26 protein-coding genes are annotated in these 25,062 nt (G+C 58.9%); 20 read left to right on the top strand and 6 right to left on the bottom strand.

Annotated elements, in window-relative coordinates:
• Window positions 1-38: 38 nt before the first annotated feature.
• From hisB to CL546_RS08465, 5 genes are all read left to right on the top strand, one after another.
• Complete coding sequence (gene hisB / locus CL546_RS08485) at window positions 39-644, top strand: imidazoleglycerol-phosphate dehydratase HisB (RefSeq protein ID WP_290494118.1); 606 nt, start codon at window positions 39-41, stop codon at window positions 642-644.
• Between the two features lie 23 nt (window positions 645-667).
• Window positions 668-1,309, top strand: a complete 642-nt coding sequence (hisH, locus tag CL546_RS08480; RefSeq protein WP_290494117.1) for an imidazole glycerol phosphate synthase subunit HisH — start codon at window positions 668-670, stop codon at window positions 1,307-1,309.
• Window positions 1,310-1,371: 62 nt separating this feature from the next.
• The gene (gene hisA, locus CL546_RS08475; RefSeq protein WP_290494116.1) at window positions 1,372-2,112 is read left to right on the top strand and encodes a 1-(5-phosphoribosyl)-5-[(5-phosphoribosylamino)methylideneamino]imidazole-4-carboxamide isomerase; all 741 of its coding nucleotides are present in this window, start codon (window positions 1,372-1,374) and stop codon (window positions 2,110-2,112) included.
• 16 nt (window positions 2,113-2,128) lie between these two features.
• Window positions 2,129-2,905, top strand: coding sequence for an imidazole glycerol phosphate synthase subunit HisF (gene hisF, locus CL546_RS08470; RefSeq protein ID WP_290494115.1), 777 nt, complete (start codon window positions 2,129-2,131; stop codon window positions 2,903-2,905).
• A 150-nt stretch (window positions 2,906-3,055) separates the two neighbouring features.
• Window positions 3,056-3,943, top strand: a complete 888-nt coding sequence (locus tag CL546_RS08465; RefSeq protein WP_290494114.1) for a bile acid:sodium symporter family protein — start codon at window positions 3,056-3,058, stop codon at window positions 3,941-3,943.
• Here the strand turns inward: CL546_RS08465 and CL546_RS08460 are convergent.
• From CL546_RS08460 to CL546_RS08450, 3 genes are read right to left on the bottom strand one after another with little or no spacing between them, the layout of a single operon-like run.
• Window positions 3,928-4,704, bottom strand: coding sequence for a divergent polysaccharide deacetylase family protein (locus tag CL546_RS08460; RefSeq protein ID WP_290494113.1), 777 nt, complete (start codon window positions 4,702-4,704; stop codon window positions 3,928-3,930). The genes CL546_RS08465 and CL546_RS08460 overlap by 16 nt on opposite strands.
• Window positions 4,704-6,023, bottom strand: coding sequence for a S41 family peptidase (locus CL546_RS08455; protein ID WP_290494112.1), 1,320 nt, complete (start codon window positions 6,021-6,023; stop codon window positions 4,704-4,706). The genes CL546_RS08460 and CL546_RS08455 overlap by 1 nt, the downstream gene beginning before the upstream one ends.
• Window positions 6,024-6,076: 53 nt before the next feature.
• Window positions 6,077-7,240, bottom strand: a complete 1,164-nt coding sequence (locus tag CL546_RS08450; RefSeq protein ID WP_290494111.1) for a murein hydrolase activator EnvC family protein — start codon at window positions 7,238-7,240, stop codon at window positions 6,077-6,079.
• 135 nt (window positions 7,241-7,375) lie between these two features.
• Between CL546_RS08450 and CL546_RS08445 the strand changes: the two genes are divergently transcribed.
• Genes CL546_RS08445 through secB form a run of 3 tightly spaced genes read left to right on the top strand, consistent with a single transcriptional unit; the run spans window position 7,376 to window position 8,552 of the window.
• The gene (locus tag CL546_RS08445) at window positions 7,376-7,792 is read left to right on the top strand and encodes a rhodanese-like domain-containing protein (RefSeq protein ID WP_007150962.1); all 417 of its coding nucleotides are present in this window, start codon (window positions 7,376-7,378) and stop codon (window positions 7,790-7,792) included.
• Between the two features lie 13 nt (window positions 7,793-7,805).
• Entirely contained in the window at window positions 7,806-8,066 is a 261-nt protein-coding gene (grxC, locus tag CL546_RS08440; RefSeq protein ID WP_290494110.1) for a glutaredoxin 3, read from the top strand.
• Between the two features lie 12 nt (window positions 8,067-8,078).
• Window positions 8,079-8,552, top strand: a complete 474-nt coding sequence (gene secB, locus CL546_RS08435) for a protein-export chaperone SecB (protein ID WP_007150551.1) — start codon at window positions 8,079-8,081, stop codon at window positions 8,550-8,552.
• Window positions 8,553-8,705: 153 nt separating this feature from the next.
• Here the strand turns inward: secB and trmL are convergent, their stop codons facing one another.
• Window positions 8,706-9,176, bottom strand: coding sequence for a tRNA (uridine(34)/cytosine(34)/5-carboxymethylaminomethyluridine(34)-2'-O)-methyltransferase TrmL (gene trmL, locus CL546_RS08430; RefSeq protein ID WP_290494109.1), 471 nt, complete (start codon window positions 9,174-9,176; stop codon window positions 8,706-8,708).
• Between the two features lie 92 nt (window positions 9,177-9,268).
• Here trmL and CL546_RS08425 point away from each other — a divergent pair, with 92 nt between their 5' ends.
• The gene (locus tag CL546_RS08425) at window positions 9,269-9,604 is read left to right on the top strand and encodes a DUF4377 domain-containing protein (protein WP_290494108.1); all 336 of its coding nucleotides are present in this window, start codon (window positions 9,269-9,271) and stop codon (window positions 9,602-9,604) included.
• Between the two features lie 16 nt (window positions 9,605-9,620).
• Window positions 9,621-9,956 (top strand): putative signal transducing protein, encoded by a 336-nt coding sequence (locus tag CL546_RS08420; RefSeq protein WP_290494107.1) that lies wholly within the window; start codon window positions 9,621-9,623, stop codon window positions 9,954-9,956.
• 86 nt (window positions 9,957-10,042) lie between these two features.
• Here CL546_RS08420 and typA read toward each other — a convergent pair whose 3' ends face one another.
• Window positions 10,043-11,851, bottom strand: coding sequence for a translational GTPase TypA (gene typA / locus CL546_RS08415; protein WP_007150754.1), 1,809 nt, complete (start codon window positions 11,849-11,851; stop codon window positions 10,043-10,045).
• Window positions 11,852-12,119: 268 nt separating this feature from the next.
• Here typA and CL546_RS08410 point away from each other — a divergent pair, with 268 nt between their 5' ends.
• The 4 genes from CL546_RS08410 to CL546_RS08395 all read left to right on the top strand — a co-directional run bounded on the left by CL546_RS08410 (window position 12,120) and on the right by CL546_RS08395 (window position 17,156).
• Window positions 12,120-12,734, top strand: a complete 615-nt coding sequence (locus CL546_RS08410; RefSeq protein WP_290494106.1) for an ATP-dependent zinc protease family protein — start codon at window positions 12,120-12,122, stop codon at window positions 12,732-12,734.
• On the top strand, window positions 12,734-14,269 hold the full coding sequence (locus CL546_RS08405; RefSeq protein WP_290494105.1) for an inactive transglutaminase family protein: 1,536 nt from the start codon (window positions 12,734-12,736) through the stop codon (window positions 14,267-14,269). The genes CL546_RS08410 and CL546_RS08405 overlap by 1 nt, the downstream gene beginning before the upstream one ends.
• Window positions 14,269-15,261 carry an alpha-L-glutamate ligase-like protein gene (locus tag CL546_RS08400; RefSeq protein WP_290494104.1) on the top strand — a complete coding sequence of 331 codons (993 nt, stop codon included), beginning with the start codon at window positions 14,269-14,271 and terminating at the stop codon, window positions 15,259-15,261. The genes CL546_RS08405 and CL546_RS08400 overlap by 1 nt, the downstream gene beginning before the upstream one ends.
• Window positions 15,262-15,455: 194 nt before the next feature.
• A complete protein-coding gene (locus CL546_RS08395; RefSeq protein WP_290494103.1) occupies window positions 15,456-17,156 on the top strand; it encodes a DUF3413 domain-containing protein in 1,701 nt (566 codons plus the stop codon).
• Window positions 17,157-17,176: 20 nt separating this feature from the next.
• On the opposite strand, the gene CL546_RS08390 is transcribed toward CL546_RS08395, so the two are convergent.
• Window positions 17,177-18,124 carry a metallophosphoesterase gene (locus CL546_RS08390; protein ID WP_290494102.1) on the bottom strand — a complete coding sequence of 316 codons (948 nt, stop codon included), beginning with the start codon at window positions 18,122-18,124 and terminating at the stop codon, window positions 17,177-17,179.
• Between the two features lie 170 nt (window positions 18,125-18,294).
• On the opposite strand from CL546_RS08390, the gene CL546_RS08385 reads away from it, so the two are divergent.
• The 6 genes from CL546_RS08385 to glnG all read left to right on the top strand — a co-directional run bounded on the left by CL546_RS08385 (window position 18,295) and on the right by glnG (window position 24,948).
• Window positions 18,295-19,380, top strand: coding sequence for a tRNA (5-methylaminomethyl-2-thiouridylate)-methyltransferase (locus CL546_RS08385; protein ID WP_290494101.1), 1,086 nt, complete (start codon window positions 18,295-18,297; stop codon window positions 19,378-19,380).
• 7 nt (window positions 19,381-19,387) lie between these two features.
• Window positions 19,388-19,639 carry a sulfurtransferase TusA family protein gene (locus tag CL546_RS08380; RefSeq protein WP_007150166.1) on the top strand — a complete coding sequence of 84 codons (252 nt, stop codon included), beginning with the start codon at window positions 19,388-19,390 and terminating at the stop codon, window positions 19,637-19,639.
• 229 nt (window positions 19,640-19,868) lie between these two features.
• Window positions 19,869-21,275, top strand: a complete 1,407-nt coding sequence (glnA, locus tag CL546_RS08375; RefSeq protein ID WP_290494100.1) for a glutamate--ammonia ligase — start codon at window positions 19,869-19,871, stop codon at window positions 21,273-21,275.
• 144 nt (window positions 21,276-21,419) lie between these two features.
• The gene (locus tag CL546_RS08370; RefSeq protein ID WP_290494099.1) at window positions 21,420-22,181 is read left to right on the top strand and encodes a DUF4124 domain-containing protein; all 762 of its coding nucleotides are present in this window, start codon (window positions 21,420-21,422) and stop codon (window positions 22,179-22,181) included.
• A gap of 142 nt (window positions 22,182-22,323) precedes the next feature.
• On the top strand, window positions 22,324-23,430 hold the full coding sequence (gene glnL / locus CL546_RS08365) for a nitrogen regulation protein NR(II) (protein WP_290494098.1): 1,107 nt from the start codon (window positions 22,324-22,326) through the stop codon (window positions 23,428-23,430).
• An 87-nt stretch (window positions 23,431-23,517) separates the two neighbouring features.
• Window positions 23,518-24,948: a nitrogen regulation protein NR(I) gene (glnG, locus tag CL546_RS08360; RefSeq protein WP_290494097.1), complete on the top strand. Its 1,431-nt coding sequence runs from the start codon at window positions 23,518-23,520 to the stop codon at window positions 24,946-24,948.
• Window positions 24,949-25,062 lie beyond the last annotated feature (114 nt).

Genomic DNA, 25,062 nt, shown 5'->3' with positions numbered 1-25,062 from the left:
CTGCGTATAATAGCCGGTCCAATGCCTGGGAGGTATAGATGAGCAAGCGAAGCGCTACCGTAGAGCGCAACACCCTGGAAACCCAGATTCAAGCCACTATCAACCTGGATGGCACCGGCCAATGCACGCTGGATACCGGGTTGCCGTTCCTTGAGCACATGCTGGATCAGGTGGCACGTCATGGTTTGGTCGATCTGGACATCAAGGCCAAGGGTGACCTGCACATCGATGCCCACCACACGGTGGAAGATATCGGCATCACGCTGGGCCAGGCCTTCGCCAAAGCCATCGGTGACAAGAAAGGGGTGCGCCGTTACGGTCACGCCTATGTGCCTCTTGACGAAGCCCTGTCACGGGTGGTGCTGGACCTGTCTGGCCGTCCGGGCCTGGAAATGTTTGTGGACTTCACCCGGGGCAGCATCGGTGGCTTCGACGTGGACCTGTTCTACGAGTTTTTCCAGGGCTTCGTTAACCACGCCATGATTACCCTGCATATCGATAACCTGCGCGGCAAGAACGCCCACCACCAGGCCGAGACCGTATTCAAGGCCTTTGGCCGCGCGCTCCGTATGGCGGTGGAGCCGGACCCGCGCATGGACGGCATTACCCCGTCCACTAAAGGTACCCTCAGCGAAAGCGAGTAACCGTACAGCACAGGCTCTCGAATATGAGTGAAGTCGTTGCCGTTATTGATTACGGCATGGGTAACCTGCACTCCGCAGGCAAGGCGCTGGAAAAGGTCGCCAATGGCCAGACCATCATTATCACCGGTGACCCGGACCAGGTCCGGGCGGCGGACCGAGTGGTCTTTCCTGGTGTGGGCGCCATTCGTGACTGCATTGCCGTTCTGAAAGACACCGGTCTGGATCAGGCGATCCGGGATGTGGCGAAAGCCGGCAAGCCATTGCTGGGAATCTGCGTCGGCATGCAGGCGATGATGGCCCGCAGTGAAGAAAATAACGGCGTGGACTGCCTGGGTATTTTCGATGGCCAGGTCACGTTTTTCGGTGAGCAGTTCAGCGATACGGGCGCCCGCCTGAAAGTGCCGCACATGGGCTGGAACCAGGTGCAGCAGGGCATGGCGCACCCCATGTGGGCGGGGATCGATAACCATGCCCGCTTTTACTTCGTGCACAGTTACTGTGTCACCGGCCTGCCCGACGAAGCGGTCGCCGGGCGTTGCGACTACGGCCTGAGCTTTGCCGCTGCCGCAGTCCAGGGCAATGTGTTTGCCGTGCAGTTCCACCCGGAAAAAAGTGCTGACGCCGGTCTGACGCTGCTGGAAAACTTTCTGCGTTGGAAACCGTAAGACGCGCACGCACAAACCCACAGGGCTGCGTGCCTTTAATGAATTTAGATAAAGAGATTCTGATGTTACTGATTCCCGCCATCGACCTGAAAGACGGTAAATGTGTACGCCTCAAGCAGGGTCGTATGGAAGACGACACGGTGTTCTCCGACGACCCGGTTGCCGTGGCTAGCCACTGGGTGGAGCGTGGCGCTCGCCGCTTGCATCTGGTGGATCTGAACGGGGCTTTTGCCGGTGAGCCGGTGAACGGTGAAATCGTCAAGGCGATTGCCAAGGCCCACCCGGACCTGCCGATCCAGATTGGCGGCGGCATTCGCAGCCCGGAAATTATCCAGGCCTACCTGGATGCCGGTGTGCAGTGGGTCATCATTGGCACCAAGGCGGTGAATGAGCCGGAATTCGTCAAAGCCATGTGTGAGCAGTTCCCTGGTCACATCATCGTGGGCCTGGACGCCAAAGACGGCAAAGTGGCCACCGATGGCTGGGCGAACGTGACTGATGTGGATGTGATCGAGCTGGCGAAACAGTTCGAGAATGACGGCGTGTCTGCCATCGTCTACACCGATATCAGCCGCGACGGCATGCTGCAGGGCGTGAATGTGGATGCCACCGTGCGGTTGGCCCAGTCCATGTCGATTCCGGTGATTGCCTCTGGCGGCATTACCAACCTGGACGACGTGCGCAACCTGTGTGCGGTGGCTGACCAGGGCATCAATGGTGCCATCACTGGCCGTGCTATCTACGAAAACACCCTGGACTTTGCCGAAGGCCAGGCGTTGTCCGATGAGTTGAGCGGCGTCTGAGCGCCGGGGACGTATTATGGGGTTAGCCAAACGCATTATTCCGTGCCTGGATGTGGACGCCGGCCGCGTGGTCAAAGGCGTGCAGTTCGTGGATATCCGCGATGCCGGTGACCCGGTGGAAATTGCCAAGCGCTATAACGATGCCGGGGCGGATGAAATTACCTTTCTGGACATCACCGCCAGCCATCAGGAGCGCGATACCACGCTGCACACGGTGGAGCAGATCGCCAGCCAGGTGTTTATCCCGTTGACCGTGGGCGGTGGCGTGCGTGCGCTGGAGGATATTCGTAACCTGCTGAACGCCGGTGCGGACAAGGTGGCGATCAACTCGGCGGCGGTGCATAACCCGGAGTTTGTTCGTGAAGCGGCGGAGCGGTTTGGTTCTCAGTGCATTGTTGTCGCCATCGACGCGAAAAAAGTCAGCGCGGAAAGCGATACCAACCGTTGGGAAATCTTCACCCACGGTGGCCGCAAACCCACGGGCCTGGATGCGGTGGAGTGGGCGCGCAAAATGACCGACTACGGTGCCGGTGAAATTCTGCTGACCAGCATGGATCGCGATGGCACCAAGAACGGTTTTGACATCGCGCTGACCCGTGCCATCTCCGATGCGGTGCCGGTGCCGGTGATCGCCTCGGGTGGGGTGGGCAACCTGCAGCATCTGGTGGATGGTGTGCAGCAGGGCGGCGCCGATGCGGTGCTGGCGGCGTCGATTTTCCACTTCGGCGAATATTCGGTGCAAGAGGCCAAGGAATTTATGCAGTCGGCCGGAGTGGAAATGCGCTTGGGCTGATCATCGCCCGGCCTTCTTTCGCTTGGATTAACCTCCTGTCACAACTTTAGCCGCTACGTACTGGCTATAAATGGAACCCTGTTTTACTCTCGATGTTTTGGGGGCGCTGCCCCCGTTGAAAGACCATAAAAAAATCACGGGAGAGTTGTAATGGGTTCAGGTGCGTTGATTGATATCGGGCTGCCGTTATCGTTGTTTCTGATCATGGTGGGGATGGGAATGACCCTGACCCCCAAAGATTTCCGCGAAGTTGTCATTGCCCCGCGTGGCACCTTCTATGGCCTGGTCTGCCAGATACTCCTGCTCCCGCTCATCGCCCTGGGCGTGGCACTGGCGCTGGACCTGTCGCCAGCGCTGGCGGTGGGCCTTATCGTGATTGCCGCCTGCCCGGGCGGTACAACCTCCAATCTGTTTGTCTATCTGGGGCGCGGTGATGTGGCGCTGTCCATTGTGCTCACGGTACTGGCCAGCCTGATTACCATTGTCACGTTGCCTGCCTTTACCGGTTGGGGCCTGGAGCGTTTTCAGGACACCGCCAAAGCGCTGGAACTGCCCGTGATGCGCACCATCATTACCCTGTTCGTGATTATCTTGTTGCCGGTGGCCATCGGCATGGCTATTCGCCACTTTCGTCAAAACTGGGCCGAAAAAGGCGAGAAAGCCGTGGGGCTGCTGGGGCTGGCGGTGATGGTGGCGGTGATTGCGCTGCTGCTGGTGGAGCTGGGTGAAGAGGCTCTGGAGCTGTTCAAGCAGGCTGGGGTGTCCGCCATCATTCTCAATGTGGCAGGGATCATTTTGGGTATGGTGGGGGGCCGGGTGATCGGCTTGAGCCGGGATCAGGCCTTCACCGTGGCCATCGAGCTGGGTATCAAGAACGGTACGCTGGGTTTGATGGTGACCTTGACCCTGCTGCATTCCGAGGCCATGTCTGTGCCGTCGGCTGTCTATGGCGTGCTGATGTTTGCTTTCGGCTTCTTGATGATCGGCTACGCCAGGCTCACGGGTATCGGCAAGAGCCGGGATCAGGACCCGGCGTGAACTTCGCTCCCGGTGGTGGCAGTGGTCACCGCCGGGGTGCTCAATAGCGTGGACACCGGCACCACCTCAATGCCGGCGTCTTGCATCAAGGGCAGTACCTGCTGCAGGTAGTGCACGGTTTCCGGGTAGGGGTGGCCGATGGCAATCGCCTGGCCGCGTTGCCGGGCCAGCCGGATCAGCCGGTTGAACTGCTCATTGATGCTGACCAGATTGCGTTCATTATCCAGAAAGACATCGCGCCCGGCGTGGGATAGCCCTACCTGCCGGGCCACCTGCTGTGCCACAGAATGACTGCTGGTGCGGCTGTCCACAAAGAATAGCTGGTGTGCCTTCAATTCTGTCATCAGCCAGCCCATGGGCTGTGGCTGTTCTGTGAGCGCGCTGCCCATATGGTTGTTCAGGCCGCGAGCCTGGGGAATTTGGCTCAGGGCCTGACGCACCGCGTTCAGTAACTGAGGTTCATCCATGCCGTCCTGCAGGCCGCCCCGGTCAAGTTTCAGATGACTCTGTGCGGCCATGGGCATGTGCACCAGTACTTCCTTGCCGGCCAGGCTGGCCTGCTCCGCGAGCCGGTGGGCATGGGGGGAAAAGGGGATCACCGCGCAGGTGACCGGCGCGGGCAGGTCCACAATGGCCTGGCCGTGTTGCCGGCTGTAGCCCAGGTCATCAATGATGATGGCAATGCGGGGCGTGGCCAGCGCGCTGGCGCTCAACAGCAGCCCCGGTAGCAGCCACCCCAGGGCCAGTAACCGGCCTGTCATCAAGGCTGGTCGGGTTGTGAGGCGTGGGCGGGGCGCTGAGTGAGGACGACACCTTTGAGAATGGAGAGCGCCTGCGCCAGCGGGTAATCGTCTTCGGCCAGGGAGCTGCGTTTCTTCTCTTTCTCGCTGTCGCCGTTTTCATTATCCAGATGGCGAGGCAAGTCTGCTTCGCGCAGGTGCATGTCTTCGCGTACTTCGATCTTGGTGACCACATCCACGGCAATGTCGGGCTCAATGCCCTCTGCCTGAATGGAGCGCCCCTTTGGGGTGTAATAACGGGCGGTGGTGAGTTTCAGGGCGCGGTCCTTGCTCAATGGCAATACCGTTTGTACTGAGCCTTTGCCGAAGGTGCGGTTGCCCACCACGATGGCGCGCTCCTGGTCCTGCAGGGCGCCGGCCACGATTTCCGATGCGGAGGCGCTGCCGCCGTTGACCAGTACCACCAGCGGTTTGCCGTTCAGTGCATCGCCGGCGCTGGCATCAAAGTCGTTTCGGCTTGCCTTGTCGCGGCCCTGGGTGTACACCACGAGGCCGGCATCCAGGAACAGGTCGGTGACTTCCACCGCGCCGTTGAGTACGCCGCCGGGGTTGTTGCGCAGGTCGAGAATCAAACCGTTAAGGGCGGTGTCCTTGTTGAGCTTTTCCAGCGCTTTGCGGGCGTCGTCACCGGTGTTGTTCTGGAACTGGGAAATGCGCAGGTAGCCCAGGCCGGGTTCCAGCATTTTTGATTTCACGCTGTGGGTCTGGATGCGGTCACGTTCGAGGCTGACCTGGCGGGGCTTTTCGTCGCCTTCGCTAAGGACCATCAAATCGATTTTGGTGCCGATTTCCCCGCGCATCAGCTCTACGGCTTCGCCCAGAGTCAGCCCTTTCACGAAGGTGTCGTCGATCTTTAGGATCAGGTCGCCTGCGAGAATGCCGGCGTTGCTGGCCGGGGAGTCATCCACCGGAGTGACTACTTTGACAAAGCCGTCCTCCATGGTGACCTCGATGCCAAGACCGCCGAATTCGCCGGTGGTGGTCACCTGCAGGTCGTCAAACTGGTCCGGGGTCAGGTAGTTGGAGTGCGGGTCCAGATCGTGGAGCATGCCACGGATGGCGGCTTCCAGCAGTTCACGATCATCCACGTCCTCAATGTAGGCTGCGCGAATGCGTTCCATGACCTCGGCAAAGGCGCGCAGCTCGTCCACCGGGACGCCTTGCTGGCGGGCTTGCTCATCAAGGGCAGGGTCCTGGGCGTGAAGTGCGGTGAGCGGGCTAAGGGCAAGCAGGCCCGTGAGCGCGACAGAACGGAGCGTGGGCAGGATGGTTGTTGGCATTCAGGATCCCCGGCGGGCACAGGAAAAAGGTGTGCGCGTGTCAAAGTTCATCATCAATTTTGCGCCAATGGCGGCAGTGTAACACGCTGATTGCACCAGCGTGTGGGGTTCACAGCCTTGCCCCGGTGGCGTATCTCGAAGTAGAGACCGTTGGTCCGGTTGCCGCCGGAATTCCCGGCCAAGGCCAGGCTGTCACCGGCGGATACCCATTCGCCGACCTCGCGCAACAGGCTCTGGTTATAGCCGTAAAGAGTCAGGTAGCCGTTGCCGTGATCAACAATGGTTAGCAAGCCATAGCCGCGTAGCCAGTCAGCGAACACCACGCGGCCGGAATGGATCGCCCGGACCGGGGTACCGGGGGCGGCATTGAAAATAACGCCTTGCCAGCGCAGTGCTCCTTCCCGGCGGCTGTTATAGCCGGTGGAAATGCGCGCCTCCACGGGCCAGGGGAGTTTGCCGGCCAGCTTGCCGAAGGGCTTGCCGCCCAGGTCAGCAGGGATGTCATTAAGGCTGCGTTGCATGTCTTCCAGCAGTTTTTGCAGGCGTTGTTGGTCAGCCTTGAGCTGGTTGAGGTTGCTGCCACGGTCATCCAGTGAGCGGTTCAGTGATGCCAGTGTGGTTTGGCGCTCTTTCTGGGCGCCTTGCAGCTTGTCCGCATGGCGTTGAACGTCGGAACGCTTGTCCAGCAGGACTTGGCGGGCCTTGTCCACGCGCAGGGCGATGGCCTTGAGTTCATCCAGCTCACCATTGACGGCCTTGAGGCGGTCGGCACGGGCGCGCTGATAATATTCCTGGTAACGCAGCAGGCGGGCGATCTGGTCGGGCTGCTCCTGGTTGAGCAGTAATTTGATGCGTTCCTGGCGGCCGGCCTGGTAGCTGGCGCGCACGGTTTTGCCCAGCCAGTCCAGTTGGGTGCGTTTCTCTGCAGCTAGCACTGCCTGCTCTGCTTCCAGGTTTTTGAGGCGTTGTTGGGCGGTGCTGGCCTTTTTTTCCAGGCTCCGTTGTTCCCGGGTCAGCCGGCTGATGCGCAGTTCTGCCTCGCGCAGGCTGGCTTGCACGGAATCGCGTTCGCGCAATTCGCGGTTCTGGACCTCGCTCAATTCGCTGATGCGGGATTTGAGTTTCTCCAGCTGGGCCTTGCTGGGCGCAGTGTCCGCCGCACCGCTAACAGGGAGCAGGGTCGGGAGCAGCAGAAGCAGTAGTAATCGTCGGGTCATGGCGCGGTTTTACCTTAACGGCCCGGGGATGTGTATACTTGGCGCCGATTTTCCTTCGGCTTTCTTTCCCGGGGGGAAGCAGTGGCGCGCACCATCGGCGCCGATTAGAGCCAACGCTAATGATCCGGGGTTTCCATGGGCAATCTGATTGAATTCGCCAGCAACCATTATATTCTGGTGTCCGCCTTTTTCCTGTTGTGGGCACTGTTTTTTGTGCTTGAGTCCCGCCGTGGCGGCCAGTCTCTAACACCGCAGTTGGCCACCAACATGGTGAACCAGAAAGACGCGGTGATCGTGGATCTGCGCGACAGTGATGAGTTCCGCACCGGGCATATTGCCGGTAGCATCAATATTCCCGCCGGGCAGGCGCTTGATCGTATTGCAGAGCTGGAAAAATACAAGGACAAACCCCTCATCCTGACTTGTGATATGGGGGCAAAGGCCTCACATCTGGGGCGGCAGCTGCGCACCAAGGGTTTTTCCGACCTGTATCGCATTCAGGGTGGCCTGAACGCCTGGCGGTCAGCCAGCCTGCCGGTGGTTAAAGAGTAAGCAGGAGGCAGAGATGGCCAAGGTCGAACTGTATACCACTGCCTGGTGCCCGTTTTGCGTGCGTGCCAAGCAGTTGCTGAACAGCAAGAATGTGGTGTTCGAGGATACCGATGTGGATCGCGAGCCCCAGCAGCGTGCAGTCATGATGCAGCGCGGCGGTGCCCGCACGGTGCCGCAGATTTTCATTAATGATCACGCCATCGGTGGCTGTGATGAACTTTTTGCTCTGGAGCGGGCGGGGGAGCTCGATGCTCTGCTCGGAGCAGGCCAGTAACAGGAGAAGAACATGGCTGATGAACAGCAACAGGTTTTCCAACTGCAGCGTATTTACCTGAAAGACACATCCTTCGAGTGCCCGGGTGCGCCGGAAGTGTTCCTGCAGGAATGGAAACCCAAGGTGAACGTGCAGCTGAACAACAGCGCCCGCCGTGTGGGTGAAGGCGATGAGTTCGAAGTGGAAATCACCGTGACGGTGACCGCCAAGGACGAAGCCGAAGAAAAGACGTTCTACCTGGTGGAAGTGAAGCAGGCAGGCATCTTTACCGTGAAAGGCATCGAAGGCGAAGAGCGGGCGCAATTGCTCGGCGCGTATTGCCCGAATCTGCTGTTCCCGTATGTCCGTGAAGTGGTGTCGGACCTGGTGGCCAAGGGGTCATTCCCGCAGATGGTGCTGCAGCCGATCAACTTCGATGCGCTGTATCAGCAGCAGCGTCAGCAGCAACAGGAAAATGCTGCGGCGGCGGGCGAGACCGTTCAGTAAACTGCAATTAATGGTTAATAACGGATAATTAAAAGCTGCGCGTGCAGCGTTTGTTATGCCGGAATGCAAGAGGCCGCGCCCAGAGTATGGGCGCGGCCTCTTGCGTTTCAATACGGACAAAATCTATCCCGTGACGTTATTAATTATTCATTATTAACTATCAGCTGCTCCTTCGTATCCCCGTTGTCGCCATGCTTCATAGAGCGTTACGGCAACGGCATTGCTGAGATTAAGGCTGCGGCTATCCGCCACCATGGGCAGGCGCAATCTCTGTGTTGGCGGCAGACTTTCCAGAATGGGGTCCGGCAGGCCGCGGGTTTCCGGCCCGAATAACAGAACATCTCCGTCCTGAAAACAGGCTTCGCTATGGGGGCGGCTACCCTTGGTGGTCATGGCGAACAGCCGCTGGCCAGCGACACTTTCCTGAAATGCGGCAAAATCCCGATGCACCTGTAATGCGGCGAACTCGCTGTAGTCGAGGCCGGCGCGGCGCAGTTTCTTCTCTTCCAGGGAAAACCCCAATGGTTCAATTAGATGCAACTGGGCGCCGGTGTTGGCGGCCAGGCGGATAATGTTGCCGGTGTTGGGGGGGATTTCCGGCTCGAACAGGGCGATATGCAGCATGTCGGGTTTTGCCTTGGCGGGGTGGGCGTGGTACTGATCGGCACTAGAGTAAGAGCTACGATAAGCGCTACGACAAGAATAACAGGACATGGATGATGATGTGGAAACGCGGGACCTTGGTGTTGTTGTTTTTACTGGCCGGTTGCAATGAGCCTTCGCCGCAGGACAAGCCCGGGCAGCTTCTTTATGTGGCGCCCTATGGCTCGGCATGTATTGGTGTCGGCGTAATGGAGTGTTTACGGGTCAAGCAGGAGGTCGATGCCAATTGGGAGTTATTCTATAACCACGTAGAGGGCTTTACTTACGAAGAGGGGTTTCAGTACACCCTGCGAGTGAAGGTCGAAAACGTGGAATCGCCGCCGGCGGATGGCAGCAGCTTGCGCTATACACTGCTGGAAGTGGTGGAGAAAACCCCGGTGAACCCGTAACGAAAGGAGAGGCCTGGTGAAGTGTGTGTTTCAGGCGCGACACATGATTGAAGCCCATATGCTGGCCAACCTGCTGGACCAGGTGGGTATCATGGCCCAGGTGCATGGCGATATGTTGCAGGGCGGCATGGGTGAGCTGCCGGCGGCGGGTCTGGCGACAGTATGGGTGGCCGCCAACGATGAAACGCGGGCCCGGGAAGTGATTGCTGAGTTCGAGGCCAGTCAGCCGGCGGATCCGGGAGAGGGGGCGTCCACTATCGGTGCGGCACCGCTGGCCGGGCAGGGATTTATGGCGGGTTTGATAGTGGGGTTGGTGATCGGCGCGGCGCTGGTGTTGATGCTCTTGCGTTAAAGGCGCGCTGACGGTGCACTAGACATAAAAAACGCCACGTTTTTAGGCGTGGCGTTTTTTGTGTGCAGCGTGGTTGCGCCTCTTGCTTACCGGCCGGCGCGCTTGCGCTCGGTTTCGGTGAGTAGCTTCTTGCGAATACGCAGGGAGTTGGGGGTCACTTCTACCAGCTCGTCGTCTTCGATGAAGTCCAGCGCCTGTTCCAGGCTGAAACGGATCGGCGGGGTGAGAACGATGTTCTCATCGGTGCCGGAGGCGCGCATGTTGGTCAGCTGCTTGCCCTTGGTGGGGTTGACCACCAGGTCGTTGCCACGGCTGTGGATGCCGATGATCTGGCCTTCGTACACGTCCACGTTCGGGTCGATCAGCATGCGGCCACGTTCTTGCAGGTTGAACAGGGCGAAGCCCAGCACTTTGCCTTTCACCATGGATACCAGCACACCGTTGATGCGTTTGGCCATGTCGCCGGCCTTGTGCTCGCCGTAGTGGCTGAAGGTGCTGTTAAGGATGCCGGTGCCGGAAGTCAGGGTCAGGAACTGGCTACGGAAACCGATCAGGCCTCGACTTGGTACCAGGAATTCCAGGCGAACCCGGCCTTTGCCGTCCGGTTCCATGTTGGTCATCTCGGCCTTGCGCAGCCCCAGGTGCTCCATGATGGCGCCCTGATGCTGTTCTTCCACGTCGGCCACAACCGTTTCGTAGGGTTCCTGTTTCACGCCGTCTTCTTCACGGATGATTACCTGCGGGCGGCCTACGGCCAGCTCGAAGCCTTCGCGACGCATGTTCTCGATCAGTACCGACAGGTGCAGCTCGCCACGGCCGGAGACGCGGAACTGGTCGGCGCTGCCGGTTTCTTCAACGCGCAGGGCCACGTTGTGCTTGAGTTCGGCTTCCAGGCGCTCACGGATCTGGCGGCTGGTAACGAACTTGCCGTCTTGGCCGGCAAAGGGTGAGGTGTTCACGTGGAAGAACATGCTGACGGTGGGTTCGTCCACGCTCAGCGGGGTCAGCGCTTCCACATTCAGCGGATCACACAGGGTGTCGGAAATGTTCAGCGGATCCAGGCCGGTGATGCAGACGATTTCGCCAGCGGACGCAGTGGTGGCATCGACGCGCTCCAGGCCGTGGTAACCCATGATGGTGAGGATCTTGCCGTTACGGACATTGCCGTCGGCGCCGATCACTTTCACCGGGCTGTTGGCCTTGATGTTGCCGCGCTTGACCCGGCCAATACCGACGATACCCAGGTAGCTGTTGTAGTCCAGAGAGGAAATTTGCATCTGGAAGGGGCCGTCGGCGTCTACGTTCGGGTAGTCCACCTTGTCGACGATGGCTTGCAGCAGCGGGGTCATGTCGTCGGCCAGATCATCTGCGTCCAGGCCGGCAATGCCGTTCAGGGCGGAGGCGTAGATCACCGGGAAGTCCAGTTGCTCGTCGGTGGCACCCAGGTTGTCGAACAGGTCGAAGACCTGATCCATCACCCAGTCCGGGCGGGCACCGGGGCGGTCGATCTTGTTGATCACGACGATGGGTCTGAGGCCGGCGGCGAACGCTTTCTGGGTCACGAAGCGGGTTTGCGGCATGGGGCCGTCCACTGCGTCTACCAGCAGCAGCACGGAATCCACCATGGACATAACCCGCTCTACCTCACCGCCGAAGTCGGCGTGGCCAGGGGTGTCCACGATGTTGATGCGATAGTCATTCCACTGGATGGCGGTGTTCTTGGACAGAATGGTAATGCCCCGCTCCTTTTCCAGGTCGTTGGAGTCCATGACCCGTTCGATGTCGCCGGCGCGATCTCCCAGGGTGCCAGACTGTTGCAGCAGCTTGTCCACCAGGGTGGTCTTGCCGTGGTCAACGTGGGCGATGATGGCGATATTGCGCAGACGTTCAATCACTAGTGTTGCTCCAAATATGGTGGGCGAAACCGTGCCAGCGGTTTCGCAGGGGCGCGCATTATAGCAGCGTAGCGTGTGGGTGATAGCCCGCCGGTCAGCCTTTATCGTAAGATTGGCAATTGTGAACAAGTTCAAAATTTCACGGTTGAGCCTGCGAGAGGCTCAATGATCGCCTAGAATGGCGCAACCATTTTCCGGGGGACCGGTCAGAGGCTGGGTCGGAAATCCCGTGATCAGGCTGTAATGCTTTTACAATCAGGTTGTTATAATGCGCACATTCCTTGCTTTGCTGTTGGCGCTGGCGCCCTTGGTGGTGGTGGCTGACGACTCATCCGGCAAGATGATTTATGGCTTGCACGAAAAAGTGCATATCAAGGAGTTGGGCATTACGGTACCTGCCAAGCTGGATACAGGGGCGGATTCTGCCTCCCTGAGCGCTCGTTACATCCGTACTTTTGAGCAGGATGGCGTGGAAATGGTCGAGTTCGACCTGTCCATCGACCGCGATGACCGGGAAGATTGGGGTATTAGCGCGGAACAATGGGATGATGTGGAGCTGCCACTGTCAGGGCATGTGCGCATCAAGCGACGGGCAGAAAGTGTGTCGCCGGGTGAGAGGGACTACAGCCGTCGTCCGGTGGTAACCCTGACGGTTTGCATGGGCAACCGCCAGGAACAGATTGAAGTTAACCTGACAGACCGCAGCGAGTTTCGTTATCCGTTGCTGATGGGCTCCGAAGCGCTGCAAGGCCTGGGCGCATTGGTGGACCCATCGCTATCGATGGCGGTGGGCGAACCCGGTTGTCAGGCCAGTGAAGACAATAGTGAAGACAAGGTTGTCGAGAGCGACGACGAGACAATGGAGGCTGCCGAGGCGCTATAATGGGTTCTGTGAAGTTGCAAGCGCGGCTGCTTGCCGTTTTCCTGCTTTTGTTGGGGGGCGGCAGTATCGCTTACCAGCTGTTGGTACAAAATGTGCCGCTCAGCCAGGACGAGAAGGACCCGGTGTGGGTCGTTGATGCTCAGGTGTCTTTTTCGGCCAAGGCCAACAAGCCCGTCAAAGTGCGCATGTTCGTGCCGCCACTGGGAGTGGGCTATACCACCCTCAATGAAAGTTTTATCTCCAACAATTACGGCGTGAACGTGAATGTGGAGAAAGGCAACCGGCAAGTGACCTGGTCGTCCCGTCGCGCCGAAGGCAACCAGTACCTCTATTACCGCCTCATGCTCACGCCGCGTTATGCGGATGCTCCGGAAAATGACCCCGGCCCCCAATTCCGCCCGGCTCCGACACTGGACGGCCCGGACAAGCTGGCCGCTGACGCTCTGCTGGAGCCGATTCGCCAGCACTCGGCGGATGTGGAAACCTTTATCAGCGAGACCATCAAGCGGGTCAACGAGCTGGAAAACGATAATGTCCAGCTGCTGCTGGGCAGCGATGTGAGCCCGGAGAATCGGGCCAGCGTGATTGATCTGCTGTTGGCGGTGGCGCATATCCCCGCTGAACCGGTACATACATTGCGCCTGGCGGAGAGTCAGGAACAGCAGCCGGAGCTGTGGCTACGCAGCTTTAACGGCAAGAAATGGCTTTATTTCAATCCGCTCAATGGCCAGCAGGGCCTGCCGGAAGACCGTCTGGTCTGGTGGAGTGGTCCCGGGCCGCTGCTGAATATCGAAGGCGGCAAGTCTGCGGACGTGAGTTTCAGCGTGCATGAGAACGAAATGAGCGCGTTGCAGCTGGCCCAGTCCCTGCGTTTGAAAGACGTAAGCAGTTTTATCGATTTCTCCCTTTACGAATTGCCCTTACCTGCCCAGCAGCTGTACCGCATCCTGGTGATGATTCCGGTGGGCGTTATGTTGGTGCTGTTTATCCGTTCGCTGATCGGTATGGAAACCCTGGGGACCTTTACTCCGGTGCTGATCGCCCTGGCATTCCGTGAAACCCAGGTAGTCTGGGGGGTATTGCTGTTTACCTCCATCACCGCCATCGGCTTGTCGGTGCGCTCGTATCTCGAGCATCTAAAATTACAGTTATTACCCCGGCTTTCCGTGGTGCTTACCTTTGTGGTGATTGCCATGGCGTTGATCAGCCTGCTGGGCTACAAGCTGGGCATGGGCTCGGGCTTGTCGGTGGCGTTGTTCCCCATGGTGATTCTGACCATGGTGATCGAGCGGACTTCCATCGTCTGGGAAGAGCGTGGTGGTACCCAGTCGCTGAAGGTGGCACTGGGCACGCTGGTGGCCGCCATCTTCTGTCACCTGTTGATGGTGTGGCAGCCGCTGGTGTATTTCGTGTTCACCTTCCCGGGCGTGTTGCTGTGCCTGGCCGCAATCATGGTGCTGATGGGGCACTACCGGGGCTATCGCCTCACCGAGCTGTTGCGGTTCCGTGCCATGGTGGACGGGGATAAACGCTGATGTTCTGGTCGAAAACCCGCAAGGCCCTGCGCGCCCGTGGCGTTATGGGCATTAATCAGCGCAATGGCGATTACATACTGCGTTATAACAAACGCAGCCTGTACCCGTTGGTGGACGACAAGATTCAGACCAAGCAAATGGCGCTGGATGCGGGAATCCGTGTGCCGCACATGTACGGCACCATCGCCACCGAGCAGGGCATTAGCACCTTGCACCGGGTAGTGGAGCAGCACCGGGATTTCGTGATCAAGCCCGCGCAAGGGGCCGGCGGTGACGGCATCATGGTGATTGCCGATCGCTTCGAGGATTATTTCCGCTCCGCTTCCGGGCGCATCATTACCACCGAAGAACTTGAACATCATATCTCCGGGATCATTTCCGGTATCTATTCCCTCGGCGGCCATCGCGACCAGGCGCTGATCGAATACCGGGTGCGTTCTACTGAGCTGTTCAACCGGATCAGCTTCGAAGGGGTGCCGGATATTCGCATCATCGTGCTCAAGGGGTACCCGGTGGCGGCCATGTTGCGCTTGCCCACCCGGCAATCCCAGGGCAAGGCGAACCTGCACCAGGGCGCCATTGGTGTGGGCCTGGATCTGGCGTCCGGGGTCACGCTGGATGGCACCTGGCACAACCTGAAAATCGAGCGTCACCCGGATACCGCCAACCCGGTGGCCGGGCTGACCGTGCCGGACTGGCAGGAATGCCTGGAGCTGGCGGCCCGTTGCTACGACCTGACTGGCTTGGGCTATCTGGGGGTGGACCTGGTGATGGACCACGAGCATGGGCCGATGATGCTGGAGTTGAATGCCCGTCCGGGTCTGAATATCCAGATCGCCATGGATGATGGCCTGCTGCGCCGTTGCCAGATTATCGAGAAACAGCTTGAGGCCCTGAAAGACGAAACCCGTCCAGTGGCCGAACGGGTGGCCTTCGCCAAACAGCAATTTGCGGTGGCCGGCCCGGTGCCGGCGGAAGAAGAAGAGGGTTGATTTAAGCCCACTTTAAGCTTGTAGAAATAGGCTTTCCTGCCCTGTTTTTATGAGTGGTTGTGATGCGTCAGCAACGTCTTGGCAGGATCTCCCTGCACGGTTACTACGTTTTCCTTTTCCTGTTGTTTGTTCTCCTCAGCGCTTGGATCGGGCGAGACACGCTGGTTGTCTTGCCGTCTCCGGGTGTCCTCTTCATGCTTGTGGCCCTGAGTGGTTACGCCTTTCTCTATGTACTGTTGGTGGCTGCTTCGGGATGGCTGCTGGGGAAAGTGCTGGGCAGTAGTGTGCAGGTGATTTGGGTTGTGTTGGTGGCGACCTTGATGACCATGTTGCTGCTGGTCGATAGCCAGATCTATGCCATGTACGGCTTCCATCTCAATGGTTTTGTCTGGAACCTGATTGTTACGCCGGGGGGGATTGAGTCCATGGGAGGTAGCGCTGGCACCTCCTGGACGGTGGCGGCGATCTGCCTGGCTGTGCTGGCGATGCATGCGATAGTGCTGTTCTTACTGCGCGCCCGTTCGATGCCGCGTCCGGTGATTCTTGTCACGCTGCTAGTGTTATGCATGCTTGGCGAGCGGGCAGCCTATGGCATCAGTCATCTGAGAGGTTATCGGCCGGTGCTGATGGCCGCTCAAAGCATACCCTTTTACCAGCCCACCACGTTTCGCCATGCAGCGGAAAAGTGTGGGGTGACGATGGTGCGCAGCGCCCGGCTGGAAGCGGGAGCCAAAGGCCGCCTGAATTATCCGAAGGCACCGCTGCGTGTGAGTGCTGATGCGGCGCGACCGAACATCCTGTTCCTGGTGGCGGAGTCCTTGCGCTGGGATATGCTGACGCCCGACATCATGCCAAACCTGTGGCGTTTTGCGGGGCAACATGGCACCCGGTTTACCCAGCATTTCAGCGGCGGCAATGGCACCCGAATGGGCCTGTTTAGCCTGTTCTACGGTCTGCCCGGCAACTACTGGTTCAGTGTGCTTGATGAGCGCAAGCCTCCGGTGCTGATGACGCAGTTGCAGCAAGCGGGCTACCACATGGGGCTGTATACCAGTGCCAATTTCAGTTACCCGGAATTCGACAAGACCCTGTTTGTGTCGGTGTCGGGGAAGGATATGGCCAGTGATGATGTGGGGCCGGGCTGGCAGCGCGATCGCCGTAATGTGAAGCGGTTATTGGGTTTTCTTGGCCGGCAAAAGAACGACACACCCTTCATGGGTTTCATGTTCTTTGAATCCCCCCATGCCCGCTATTATTTTCCGGATGAGAGCGTGATCCGTAAGGATTATCTGCCAGAGATGAATTACGCGACCATGGATCTTGAAGCCGATATGCCGGGCATTTTTAACCGCTACATCAACGCTGTCCACCATTTGGATCAGCAGCTGGGGCGAGTGCTCGATTACATGGAAACGAGCGGGAAACTGGACAATACGATCGTGGTTGTTACTGGCGACCATGGGGAAGAGTTTATGGAGAACGGGCGCTGGGGGCATAACTCGGAATTCCATAATGAGCAAATTCATGTGCCATTGGTGCTGGCGTTTCCCGGCGGTGAGCCGAGCGTAGTGACCCGGCCCACCAGCCATCTGGATATGGTGCCTACCTTGTTGTCCATGCTTGGGGTGAACAATCCCGCCAGCGATTACAGTGTGGGGCACTCATTGCTGGCACCCGATGGCGGTCCTTACCGGTTGGTGGCGAGCTGGGATGCACTGGCGTATGTCGGGCCGGACTACAAGGTGGCCATGCCGTTGGGGGCGGGCGGATTGTCGGAAATGCGCATCAGCGATGCACAGGACAAGCCGGTGAGTGAGCCTGATACGGTGCTGGCGCAACGCAGTGATGCGTTGGCTGACGTGCTGCTGGATCTATCGGTTTTCTTCCGTAAGTAGCCGGGCTGCGCGCAGGGGCCTTAGCGGACGCCCAGGCCGTGCTGTTCGCCCTGCCAGAGTAGTGTGATCAATGGATCCTGTGGATCCCCCTGCACACTGTAAAAACGGTACTCCGCTTGCATCGTCCCGCTATCATCCTCCAGATCGATGGTGGCCAGGCCGTGGGTGGCGCGGGTGAAGCGTTGCTGTTCACTGGGAGGCCCCAGGTCGTTGTTGATGCTGGCGGCCCCGGAAATCAGCTGACGGGTGCCCTGGTATTCCCCCTCATCGGACAGCACGTGGTCATGGCCGCCCACCAGCAGGTCCAGGTGGCCGAGCAGCTTTGGCTTGAGTGACAGGTTGATCATCTCGCCGGCATCGCCGTGGGAGCCGGTGCTGAACATGGGGTGGTGGGCAAAACCCAGGCTGAAGCGGCAGCCATGCAGGCGGGCCGTTTCCTTCGCCTGTTCCAGCCAGCTGCCCTGGCGGCGGAAGTAATACCATTTTTCGAACCAGGTGGTTTCCAGGCTGAAGGCGCAGGCGTCCGGCCATTGTTCAAAATAGTAGAAGTGGGGAAAGTGAACTTGTGGGTAGCGCCGCGCCACTTCCAGCCAGGCCTCGCCACTGCCTTTCCAGTCATGGTTGCCCAGCACCAGATAGAAGGGAATGCCCGCGTCCATGGCCGGTTTCATGGGGGTGAGGAAGCGACTTTCCAGCAGGGGATCGTCGGCACTGGTGATGCCGTCCGGATACACAAGATCCCCAAGGTAGCGCACCTGATCACATTCCAGATGCACCAGTGCCTGCCCCACGGCCATGGAGGGGGCATTGCCCCAGCCGCCATCCCCGACAGCACATATCCGTTGCCCGGCCAGGGGCTCCTGATGAACCAGCCAGGGGCCGTGGGGTGTATGCCACCACCAGCCCAGCGCGGCGGCGATCAGGGTAAACAGCGACACCATCAGCAGCCAATGAAGTCTTGAGCGCATAAAGCAAAGCAAGGTCAATCACATGGGGTGCCGAGTGTGGGTGATCGTCATGACGATGGGGTGACAGCCGGTCGGTGTGGCAGCCATCGGGAGGATGCGCCCTCGGCCCGCGATTGCTATACTGCGCCGCCCAATTTTTGAGCTGTCCCCACAGCAACGCAGGTTTTTCGATGACAGAGGCAAGCCAACCAATCAAGCGCCGCGCCATTGCTCTGGTGTCCGGTGGACTGGACTCCATGCTGGCGGTGAAAGTCATGCAGGAGCAGGGCATCGAGGTGGAAGGCGTCAACTTCTACACCGGCTTCTGCGTGGAAGGGCATACCCATGCCATCCGCAAAAAGGACAAGGACAAGGAAAAGCGCAACAACGCCTTGTGGGTCGCTGAGCAGCTGGGTATCAAGATGCACATCATTGATATCTCCGAGGAGTACAAGGATGTGGTGCTTAACCCCAAGCATGGCTACGGTGCCAACCTGAATCCCTGTCTGGACTGCAAGATTTTCATGGTCAACCAGGCCACGCTGATGATTAACAAGGCCCGTGAGCTGGCGGGCGACCGGGGCTTCGATTTTATTGTTACCGGTGAGGTAATTGGTCAGCGGCCGAAGAGCCAGCGCAAGGAAACCATGCCGATCATCAGCCAGGAGTCCGGCGCGGATGATCGTCTGCTGCGTCCCCTGTGTGCCCAGAACCTGCCGCCCACCCTGCCCGAGCGAGAGGGCTGGGTGAATCGCGATGAGCTGCACGACTTTTCCGGGCGCAATCGCAAGCCGCAGATGGCGCTGGCTGCCAAGTTCGGGCTGGATGACTTTGCCCAGCCCGCCGGCGGTTGCTGTTTCCTGACCGATGAATCCTATTCCAACAAGCTGGCAGACCTGTGGAAGGCCCGCAATGAGCGTCGCTACGAGCTGGATGACATCATGCTGCTGAAAGTGGGTCGCCACCTGCGCCCGCAGCCCCATTACAAACTGATCATCAGCCGCGAAGAAGGCGAAAACCGCTTTCTGGAAGGGTATCGTTACCAGTTCACCAGCCTTACTACGGTGAGCTGCCCGGGGCCGTTGGCATTGGTGGATGGTGAGTTCGGCAGCGAGGCGGAGCTGGAGCAGGCTGCTGCCATTGTGGCCCGTTACTCCAAGGGGCGGGTTGAAGAGACGGTGACCCTGGAGGTGCGTAGCCCTGACGGGGTGGCGCGGGAGATTACCGTGGCGCCGGCACAGCCGGATGCGGTACTGGCCAGCTGGAATGTGGGCTGATTCGACGATGACCTCTCCCCTTCACGAACTGGATGTGCGCCGGTTGCTGTGCCCCATGCCGGTGATCAAGACCCAGAACAAGGTAAGAACCCTGGCCACCGGCGACACGCTGAAAGTGGTCTGCACCGACCCCGGCGCGTTGAGCGATATCCCGGCCTGGTGCCGGATTAACGGCCACGAGGTGCTGGAAATGGGTGAGCAGGGCAACGAGGTTTTTGTGGTGCTGCGAGTGGGCGAAGATAATGGTGCACTATTTTAGTGCTTTGCACTTATTGAGTGCACCGTTGCTGTGCACCAAAATGAATCATCTTCCCTGGTTTCTGCGATTTAGGCGGGGAATGCGCTAAAAAAGGGCTGGCACGGTATTTGCCTCCCTATTGGCAAAGCTGGCCCAGTGGCCGAGAATACCGGCTCTTTGTGTTGCGCTTACCCAGAGTGGCACGACGAGTCAGAGACAAACCCGCTGTTCCTTAGGAGGACGCACGATAATGTCTGTTAAGACCCTCAAACTGATCAAAGAAAACGATGTGAAATGGGTGGACCTGCGCTTCACCGATAGCTCTGGCAAGGAGCAGCACGTCACCCTTCCGGTTGGCGAAATCGATGAAGATTTCTTCCAGGACGGCAAAATGTTTGATGGCTCCTCCATCGCTGGTTGGAAGGGCATCAACGAATCCGACATGGTAATGATGCCGGATGACGAGTCCGCCGTAATGGACCCGTTCACCGACGTGGCTACCCTGAACCTGCGCTGCGACATTCTTGAGCCGACCACCATGCAAGGTTACGAGCGTGACCCGCGTTCCGTTGCCCGTCGTGCCGAGGAATACCTGAAGTCGACCGGCATCGCGGATACCGCCCTGTTCGGTCCGGAGCCTGAGTTTTTCGTATTTGATTCCGTGCAGTGGAAATCCGACATGCAGGGTTCCATGTACAACATCCACTCTGAAGAAGCGGCGTGGGTGTCCCACGAAGACTTCGAAGGCGGCAACATCGGTCACCGTCCGGGCGTGAAAGGGGGTTACTTCCCGGTTCCTCCGGTAGACAGCCTGCACGATCTGCGTGGCGCCATGTGTTCTGCCATGGAGTCCATGGGGCTGAAAATCGAAGTGCATCACCACGAAGTGGGCACTGCGGGCCAGTGCGAAATCGGCGTTGGCGCCAACACCCTGACCGCCAAGGCGGACGAAGTACAGATCCTCAAGTACTGCGTACACAACGTGGCACATGCTTACGGTAAAACCGCTACCTTCATGCCCAAGCCGCTGATCGGTGATAACGGCTCCGGTATGCACGTGCACGTATCCCTGGGCAAAGACGGCAAAAACCTGTTTGCCGGTGACGGCTATGCTGGCCTGTCTGACGAAGCGCTGTATTTCATCGGCGGTATCATCAAGCACGCCCGCGCCCTGAACGCATTCACCAATGCTTCCACCAACGCCTACAAGCGTCTGGTGCCCGGTTTTGAAGCGCCGGTAATGCTGGCCTACTCTGCTCGCAACCGTTCTGCGTCCATCCGCATTCCGTTTGTGAACAGCGCCAAGGCCCGTCGTGTGGAAGCGCGCTTCCCTGATCCGTCTGCGAACCCGTACCTGTGCTTCGCTTCCCTGCTGATGGCTGGCCTGGACGGCATCAAGAACAAGATGCACCCTGGCGATGCTATGGACAAGGATCTGTACGATCTGCCGGCTGAAGAAGCCAAAGACATCCCCACCGTGGCTCACACTCTGACCATGGCGCTGGATTGTCTGGAAGAAGACATGGACTTCCTGACCGAAGGTGACGTGTTCACCAAGGATATGCTGGAAGGCTACATCGCACTCAAGCGTGCCGAGGTTGAGCGTTTGAACATGACCCCGCACCCGGTTGAGTTCGATATGTACTACTCCTGCTAATATCCTTCGGGAAACAGCAGAAAAGAGGCCCCCGCTTGTCGGGGGCTTTTTTTTGCTGGAAAAAAGCGTGCTATTTTGTGCGCTTCCCCCTTTTCTGGGCGGCCCAGCCGGGCCAGAATCAAGGGCAGTCATAGGGAGATAACAATGAAAAAGTCGCTGATTGCGGTGGTTGCCTTGGGTCTGGTCTCTGGATTAAGTCTGGCGGCCACGGCGGAAGATGGGGATGGCGCCAACAGGGCGGAGGCCTCCGACGCGCCGGCGTCGAAGATTTACCGGACCACCGATGAAAAGGGCAATGTGGTATTCACCGATCAACCCGGAGAGAGCAGCCGCTCCGAGGAAGTGAAACTGAAAACCACCAATACAGTGCCAATCAAGAAGGTGGAAATGCCGGAGGCGCTGTCGGCGCCAGAGGAAGAGGCGGCGGACCCCTCGGTAGAGGAGTACACATCGCTGACGATTACTTCCCCGGAAAGCGGCTCTACGCTGCGTAACCCGACCGATGCTGTGTATGTGTCCGTGAATTTGCAGCCCGGGCTGCAGCCCGGCGATAGCCTGGTGTTGCTGGATAATGGCGTGGAGCAGCCCGCCCTGCAGCTGGATGCGCCGGAACGCGGAGTGCATAACCTGATCGTGAAAGTGGTGAGCGAGGAGGGCGAAACCCGCATCACCTCCGAGCCGGTGGAGGTGTACATTCACCGCAGCACGGTCAGTGATTTCCGCAATTTCCCCGGTGGCGGGAGTAACGGCGGTGCTGCGCAAGTCGGTGGTGCAGCGGACCGTGGTGGTTCCGCCAATGTGGGAGGCAGTGCTTCAACCGGGGGCGCTGCCAGCGTGGGCGGTGGTGCAGATCGGGGCACCGCAGCCCAGCCGGCAAAACCGAATCGGAGCATCCGCAGTAACTAATAATGCACCCTAATGGTGCATTTTGCCCCTCCTTCCCTTTAAACTCATCAATAGCAGGCTTTGTACGCCTGTGCTGCAGGCCGCTGATACCCGCTTTTTCCGGCTGATCTACAGATGGCCTGATAATTGCTTATGCCCTGTTATGGGCCAATTTCTGATGGGTGACATTACGTTGCACAAACGACTACTGGATCACCTGCGTACCGCAGTGATCATGCTGGACGATGCCTTGTGCGTGCGCTACCTGAACCCGGCGGCAGAAATGTTGCTGGCGACCAGCACCAGCCGTGCCGTCGGTCAGCCTCTGCCCGATTACTTTTTTGATGATGAAGAAGCCCGCCTCGCCATTCAGCAGTGCATTGATGATGAGCACCCCTTCACCCAGCGTGAAGCGCGGCTGTCGGTGGCGCCGGGCCATGAAATCATGGTGGATTATTCGGTCAGCCCGATTAACGAGCCGGGCCAGCCTTTGTGTCTGCTGATGGAAATGCAGTCACTGGATCGTTTGCTGCGGATCAGTCGTGAAGAAGCGCTGATTCATGCGCACCAGGCTACGCGGGCATTGGTGCGGGGTGTGGCCCATGAAATCAAGAATCCGCTGGGTGGCATCCGCGGTGCGGCCCAGTTGCTGGAGCGGGCGCTGCCTGACCCGGAGCTGACCGAGTACACCAAGGTCATTATCGATGAAGCCGACCGGCTGCGGTCGGTGGCGGACCGCATGCTCGGGCCGCGCAAGCCGCCCGAGTTCCGTGCCGTAAATGTGCACGAGTGCCTGGAGCATGTGCGCCAATTGCTGCTGGCGGAATACCCCAAAGGCGTGGCGATCTGGCGCGATTACGACATCAGCTTGCCGGATGTGATCGCCGACCGGGACCAGCTGATTCAGGTATTACTGAACCTTATCCGCAACGCCACCCAGGCGTTGCTGGAATCGAAGACGTCGGCACCGCGCATCACCATGCGTACCCGGGTGTTGCGCCAGTTCACCATTGGCGCCCAGCGACACCGTTTAGTGTTGCGCATGGACATTATCGATAACGGCCCGGGCATTGCCGAGGATGTGCAGGAAACCCTGTTCTATCCCATGGTCAGTGGCCGTGCCAGCGGCACCGGGCTGGGACTTTCCATTGCACAGTCCATCATCAGCCAGCATCAGGGATTGATCGAGTGCGAGAGTCAGCCGGGCGAAACCGTGTTTAGCATCCTGCTGCCCATGGAGCAGCTGGATGAAACAGAGAAACCGACATAGCGTTAATTGCGCTGCTTTGAACAGAGCGACGCCATACAAGCCGGCCGCTGATTGCGGTGGCGATGGAAACAACAGGAGTAGCAGGTCATGAGTGTCAGTATTTGGGTTGTGGATGATGACCGCTCCATTCGCTGGGTGTTGGAAAAGGCGCTGGGCCAGGAAGGCTACGCGGTGACCTGCTTTGAAGATGCGGATGAAGCGCTCAATACCCTGGAACAGGGCGGGCAGGAACCGGAAGTGCTGATCAGCGACGTGCGCATGCCCGGCACGGACGGGTTGCGGATGCTGAAAATTCTACAGCGCAAGAATCCGGATTTGCCGGTGATCATCATGACGGCGCATTCCGATCTGGATTCTGCCGTGGCGTCCTACCAGGGGGGCGCGTTTGAATACCTGCCGAAACCGTTTGATGTGGATGAGGCGGTGGCGCTGGTGCGCCGGGCCATCAAGCATCGGGAAGAGTCCCGTGGCGATTTTCCTGAACCGGTTGAAGAAGCGCCCACCGAAATTATCGGTGAAGCCCCGGCCATGCAGGAAGTGTTTCGTGCCATTGGCCGGTTGAGTCACTCCAATGTGACGGTGTTGATCAATGGTCAGTCCGGTACCGGTAAGGAGCTGGTAGCCCGGGCTTTGCACCGCCATTCCATGCGGCGCGAGAAAAACTTCGTTGCCCTGAACATGGCGGCCATTCCCAAAGACCTGATCGAGTCAGAGCTGTTCGGTCATGAAAAGGGAGCCTTCACCGGCGCCAATAATCAGCGCGTGGGCCGTTTTGAGCAGGCCAATGGCGGCACCCTGTTTCTGGATGAAATCGGCGACATGCCACTGGAAGCCCAGACCCGTTTGTTGCGGGTACTTCAGGAAAGTGAATTCTATCGCGTGGGTGGGACCACGCCGATTCACGTGGACGTGCGCATTATTGCCGCCACCCACCAGGATCTGGAAAAGCTGGTGAAAGAAGGCGATTTTCGCGAGGATTTGTTTCACCGCCTTAACGTTATTCGCATCCATATTCCGCGTATGGCGGAGCGCCGGGAAGATATTCCCCGGCTGGCCAATTACTTTCTGCAGCGTGCCGGCAGCGAGCTGGGGGTGGAGCCGAAAATTCTGCACAAGGACACGGAAAAATATCTGTCGGCGCAAACCTGGCCGGGCAACGTGCGGCAGCTGGAAAATACCTGTCGCTGGTTGACCGTAATGGCATCCGGGCGGGAAGTGCTGGTGGATGATTTGCCCCCGGAGTTGAAAGAAACCGGCGCCGCCAAGGGCACGGATGTGAGCGGCGACTGGCTCAAATCCCTGCGCAACTGGGCCGACCGGGCGCTGGCTCAGGGCGAGCGCAGTATCCTTGAGCAGGCAGTGCCGGGGTTTGAGCGAACCATGATCGAAGTGGCTTTGCAGCACACTGGCGGGCGCAAGCGTGATGCGGCGGCGCTGCTGGGCTGGGGACGCAATACGTTGACCCGCAAGATCAAGGAGCTGGATATGGAAAGCCAGCTTGGGAGTGATGACGACTGATGGAAGTAATTAATAGTTAATAATGAATAACTGCGCGAAAGCGCATTGTGTCGATCTGAAACGCAAGAGGCCGCGCCCAATGCTGGGCGCGGCCTCTTTGCTTTCTGAAAAGAC

The sequence above is a fragment of the Alcanivorax sp. genome (genome assembly GCF_002726155.1).
In the GTDB taxonomy this organism is placed as follows: Bacteria; Pseudomonadota; Gammaproteobacteria; order Pseudomonadales; family Alcanivoracaceae; genus Alcanivorax.
Note: the sequence above shows the minus strand (reverse complement) of the source record. Positions and strands in the feature narration are given on the sequence as shown.

What these genes read in the sequence shown, in the direction of transcription:
- trmL (WP_290494109.1), bottom strand. Translation starts at nt 9,176, where the DNA reads ATGCTGCATATCGCCCTGTTCGAGCCGGAAATCCCCCCCAACACCGGC.
- CL546_RS08405 (WP_290494105.1), top strand. Translation starts at nt 12,734, where the DNA reads ATGGGTTCTGTGAAGTTGCAAGCGCGGCTGCTTGCCGTTTTCCTGCTT.
- hisF (WP_290494115.1), top strand. Translation starts at nt 2,129, where the DNA reads ATGGGGTTAGCCAAACGCATTATTCCGTGCCTGGATGTGGACGCCGGC.
- CL546_RS08385 (WP_290494101.1), top strand. Translation starts at nt 18,295, where the DNA reads ATGACAGAGGCAAGCCAACCAATCAAGCGCCGCGCCATTGCTCTGGTG.
- CL546_RS08410 (WP_290494106.1), top strand. Translation starts at nt 12,120, where the DNA reads ATGCGCACATTCCTTGCTTTGCTGTTGGCGCTGGCGCCCTTGGTGGTG.
- glnL (WP_290494098.1), top strand. Translation starts at nt 22,324, where the DNA reads ATGGGCCAATTTCTGATGGGTGACATTACGTTGCACAAACGACTACTG.
- CL546_RS08460 (WP_290494113.1), bottom strand. Translation starts at nt 4,704, where the DNA reads ATGACAGGCCGGTTACTGGCCCTGGGGTGGCTGCTACCGGGGCTGCTG.
- CL546_RS08450 (WP_290494111.1), bottom strand. Translation starts at nt 7,240, where the DNA reads ATGACCCGACGATTACTACTGCTTCTGCTGCTCCCGACCCTGCTCCCT.
- glnG (WP_290494097.1), top strand. Translation starts at nt 23,518, where the DNA reads ATGAGTGTCAGTATTTGGGTTGTGGATGATGACCGCTCCATTCGCTGG.
- grxC (WP_290494110.1), top strand. Translation starts at nt 7,806, where the DNA reads ATGGCCAAGGTCGAACTGTATACCACTGCCTGGTGCCCGTTTTGCGTG.
- CL546_RS08465 (WP_290494114.1), top strand. Translation starts at nt 3,056, where the DNA reads ATGGGTTCAGGTGCGTTGATTGATATCGGGCTGCCGTTATCGTTGTTT.
- CL546_RS08455 (WP_290494112.1), bottom strand. Translation starts at nt 6,023, where the DNA reads ATGCCAACAACCATCCTGCCCACGCTCCGTTCTGTCGCGCTCACGGGC.
- secB (WP_007150551.1), top strand. Translation starts at nt 8,079, where the DNA reads ATGGCTGATGAACAGCAACAGGTTTTCCAACTGCAGCGTATTTACCTG.
- CL546_RS08380 (WP_007150166.1), top strand. Translation starts at nt 19,388, where the DNA reads ATGACCTCTCCCCTTCACGAACTGGATGTGCGCCGGTTGCTGTGCCCC.
- CL546_RS08390 (WP_290494102.1), bottom strand. Translation starts at nt 18,124, where the DNA reads ATGCGCTCAAGACTTCATTGGCTGCTGATGGTGTCGCTGTTTACCCTG.
- CL546_RS08425 (WP_290494108.1), top strand. Translation starts at nt 9,269, where the DNA reads ATGATGATGTGGAAACGCGGGACCTTGGTGTTGTTGTTTTTACTGGCC.
- hisB (WP_290494118.1), top strand. Translation starts at nt 39, where the DNA reads ATGAGCAAGCGAAGCGCTACCGTAGAGCGCAACACCCTGGAAACCCAG.
- CL546_RS08395 (WP_290494103.1), top strand. Translation starts at nt 15,456, where the DNA reads ATGCTTGTGGCCCTGAGTGGTTACGCCTTTCTCTATGTACTGTTGGTG.
- CL546_RS08400 (WP_290494104.1), top strand. Translation starts at nt 14,269, where the DNA reads ATGTTCTGGTCGAAAACCCGCAAGGCCCTGCGCGCCCGTGGCGTTATG.
- glnA (WP_290494100.1), top strand. Translation starts at nt 19,869, where the DNA reads ATGTCTGTTAAGACCCTCAAACTGATCAAAGAAAACGATGTGAAATGG.
- CL546_RS08370 (WP_290494099.1), top strand. Translation starts at nt 21,420, where the DNA reads ATGAAAAAGTCGCTGATTGCGGTGGTTGCCTTGGGTCTGGTCTCTGGA.
- hisH (WP_290494117.1), top strand. Translation starts at nt 668, where the DNA reads ATGAGTGAAGTCGTTGCCGTTATTGATTACGGCATGGGTAACCTGCAC.
- hisA (WP_290494116.1), top strand. Translation starts at nt 1,372, where the DNA reads ATGTTACTGATTCCCGCCATCGACCTGAAAGACGGTAAATGTGTACGC.
- CL546_RS08445 (WP_007150962.1), top strand. Translation starts at nt 7,376, where the DNA reads ATGGGCAATCTGATTGAATTCGCCAGCAACCATTATATTCTGGTGTCC.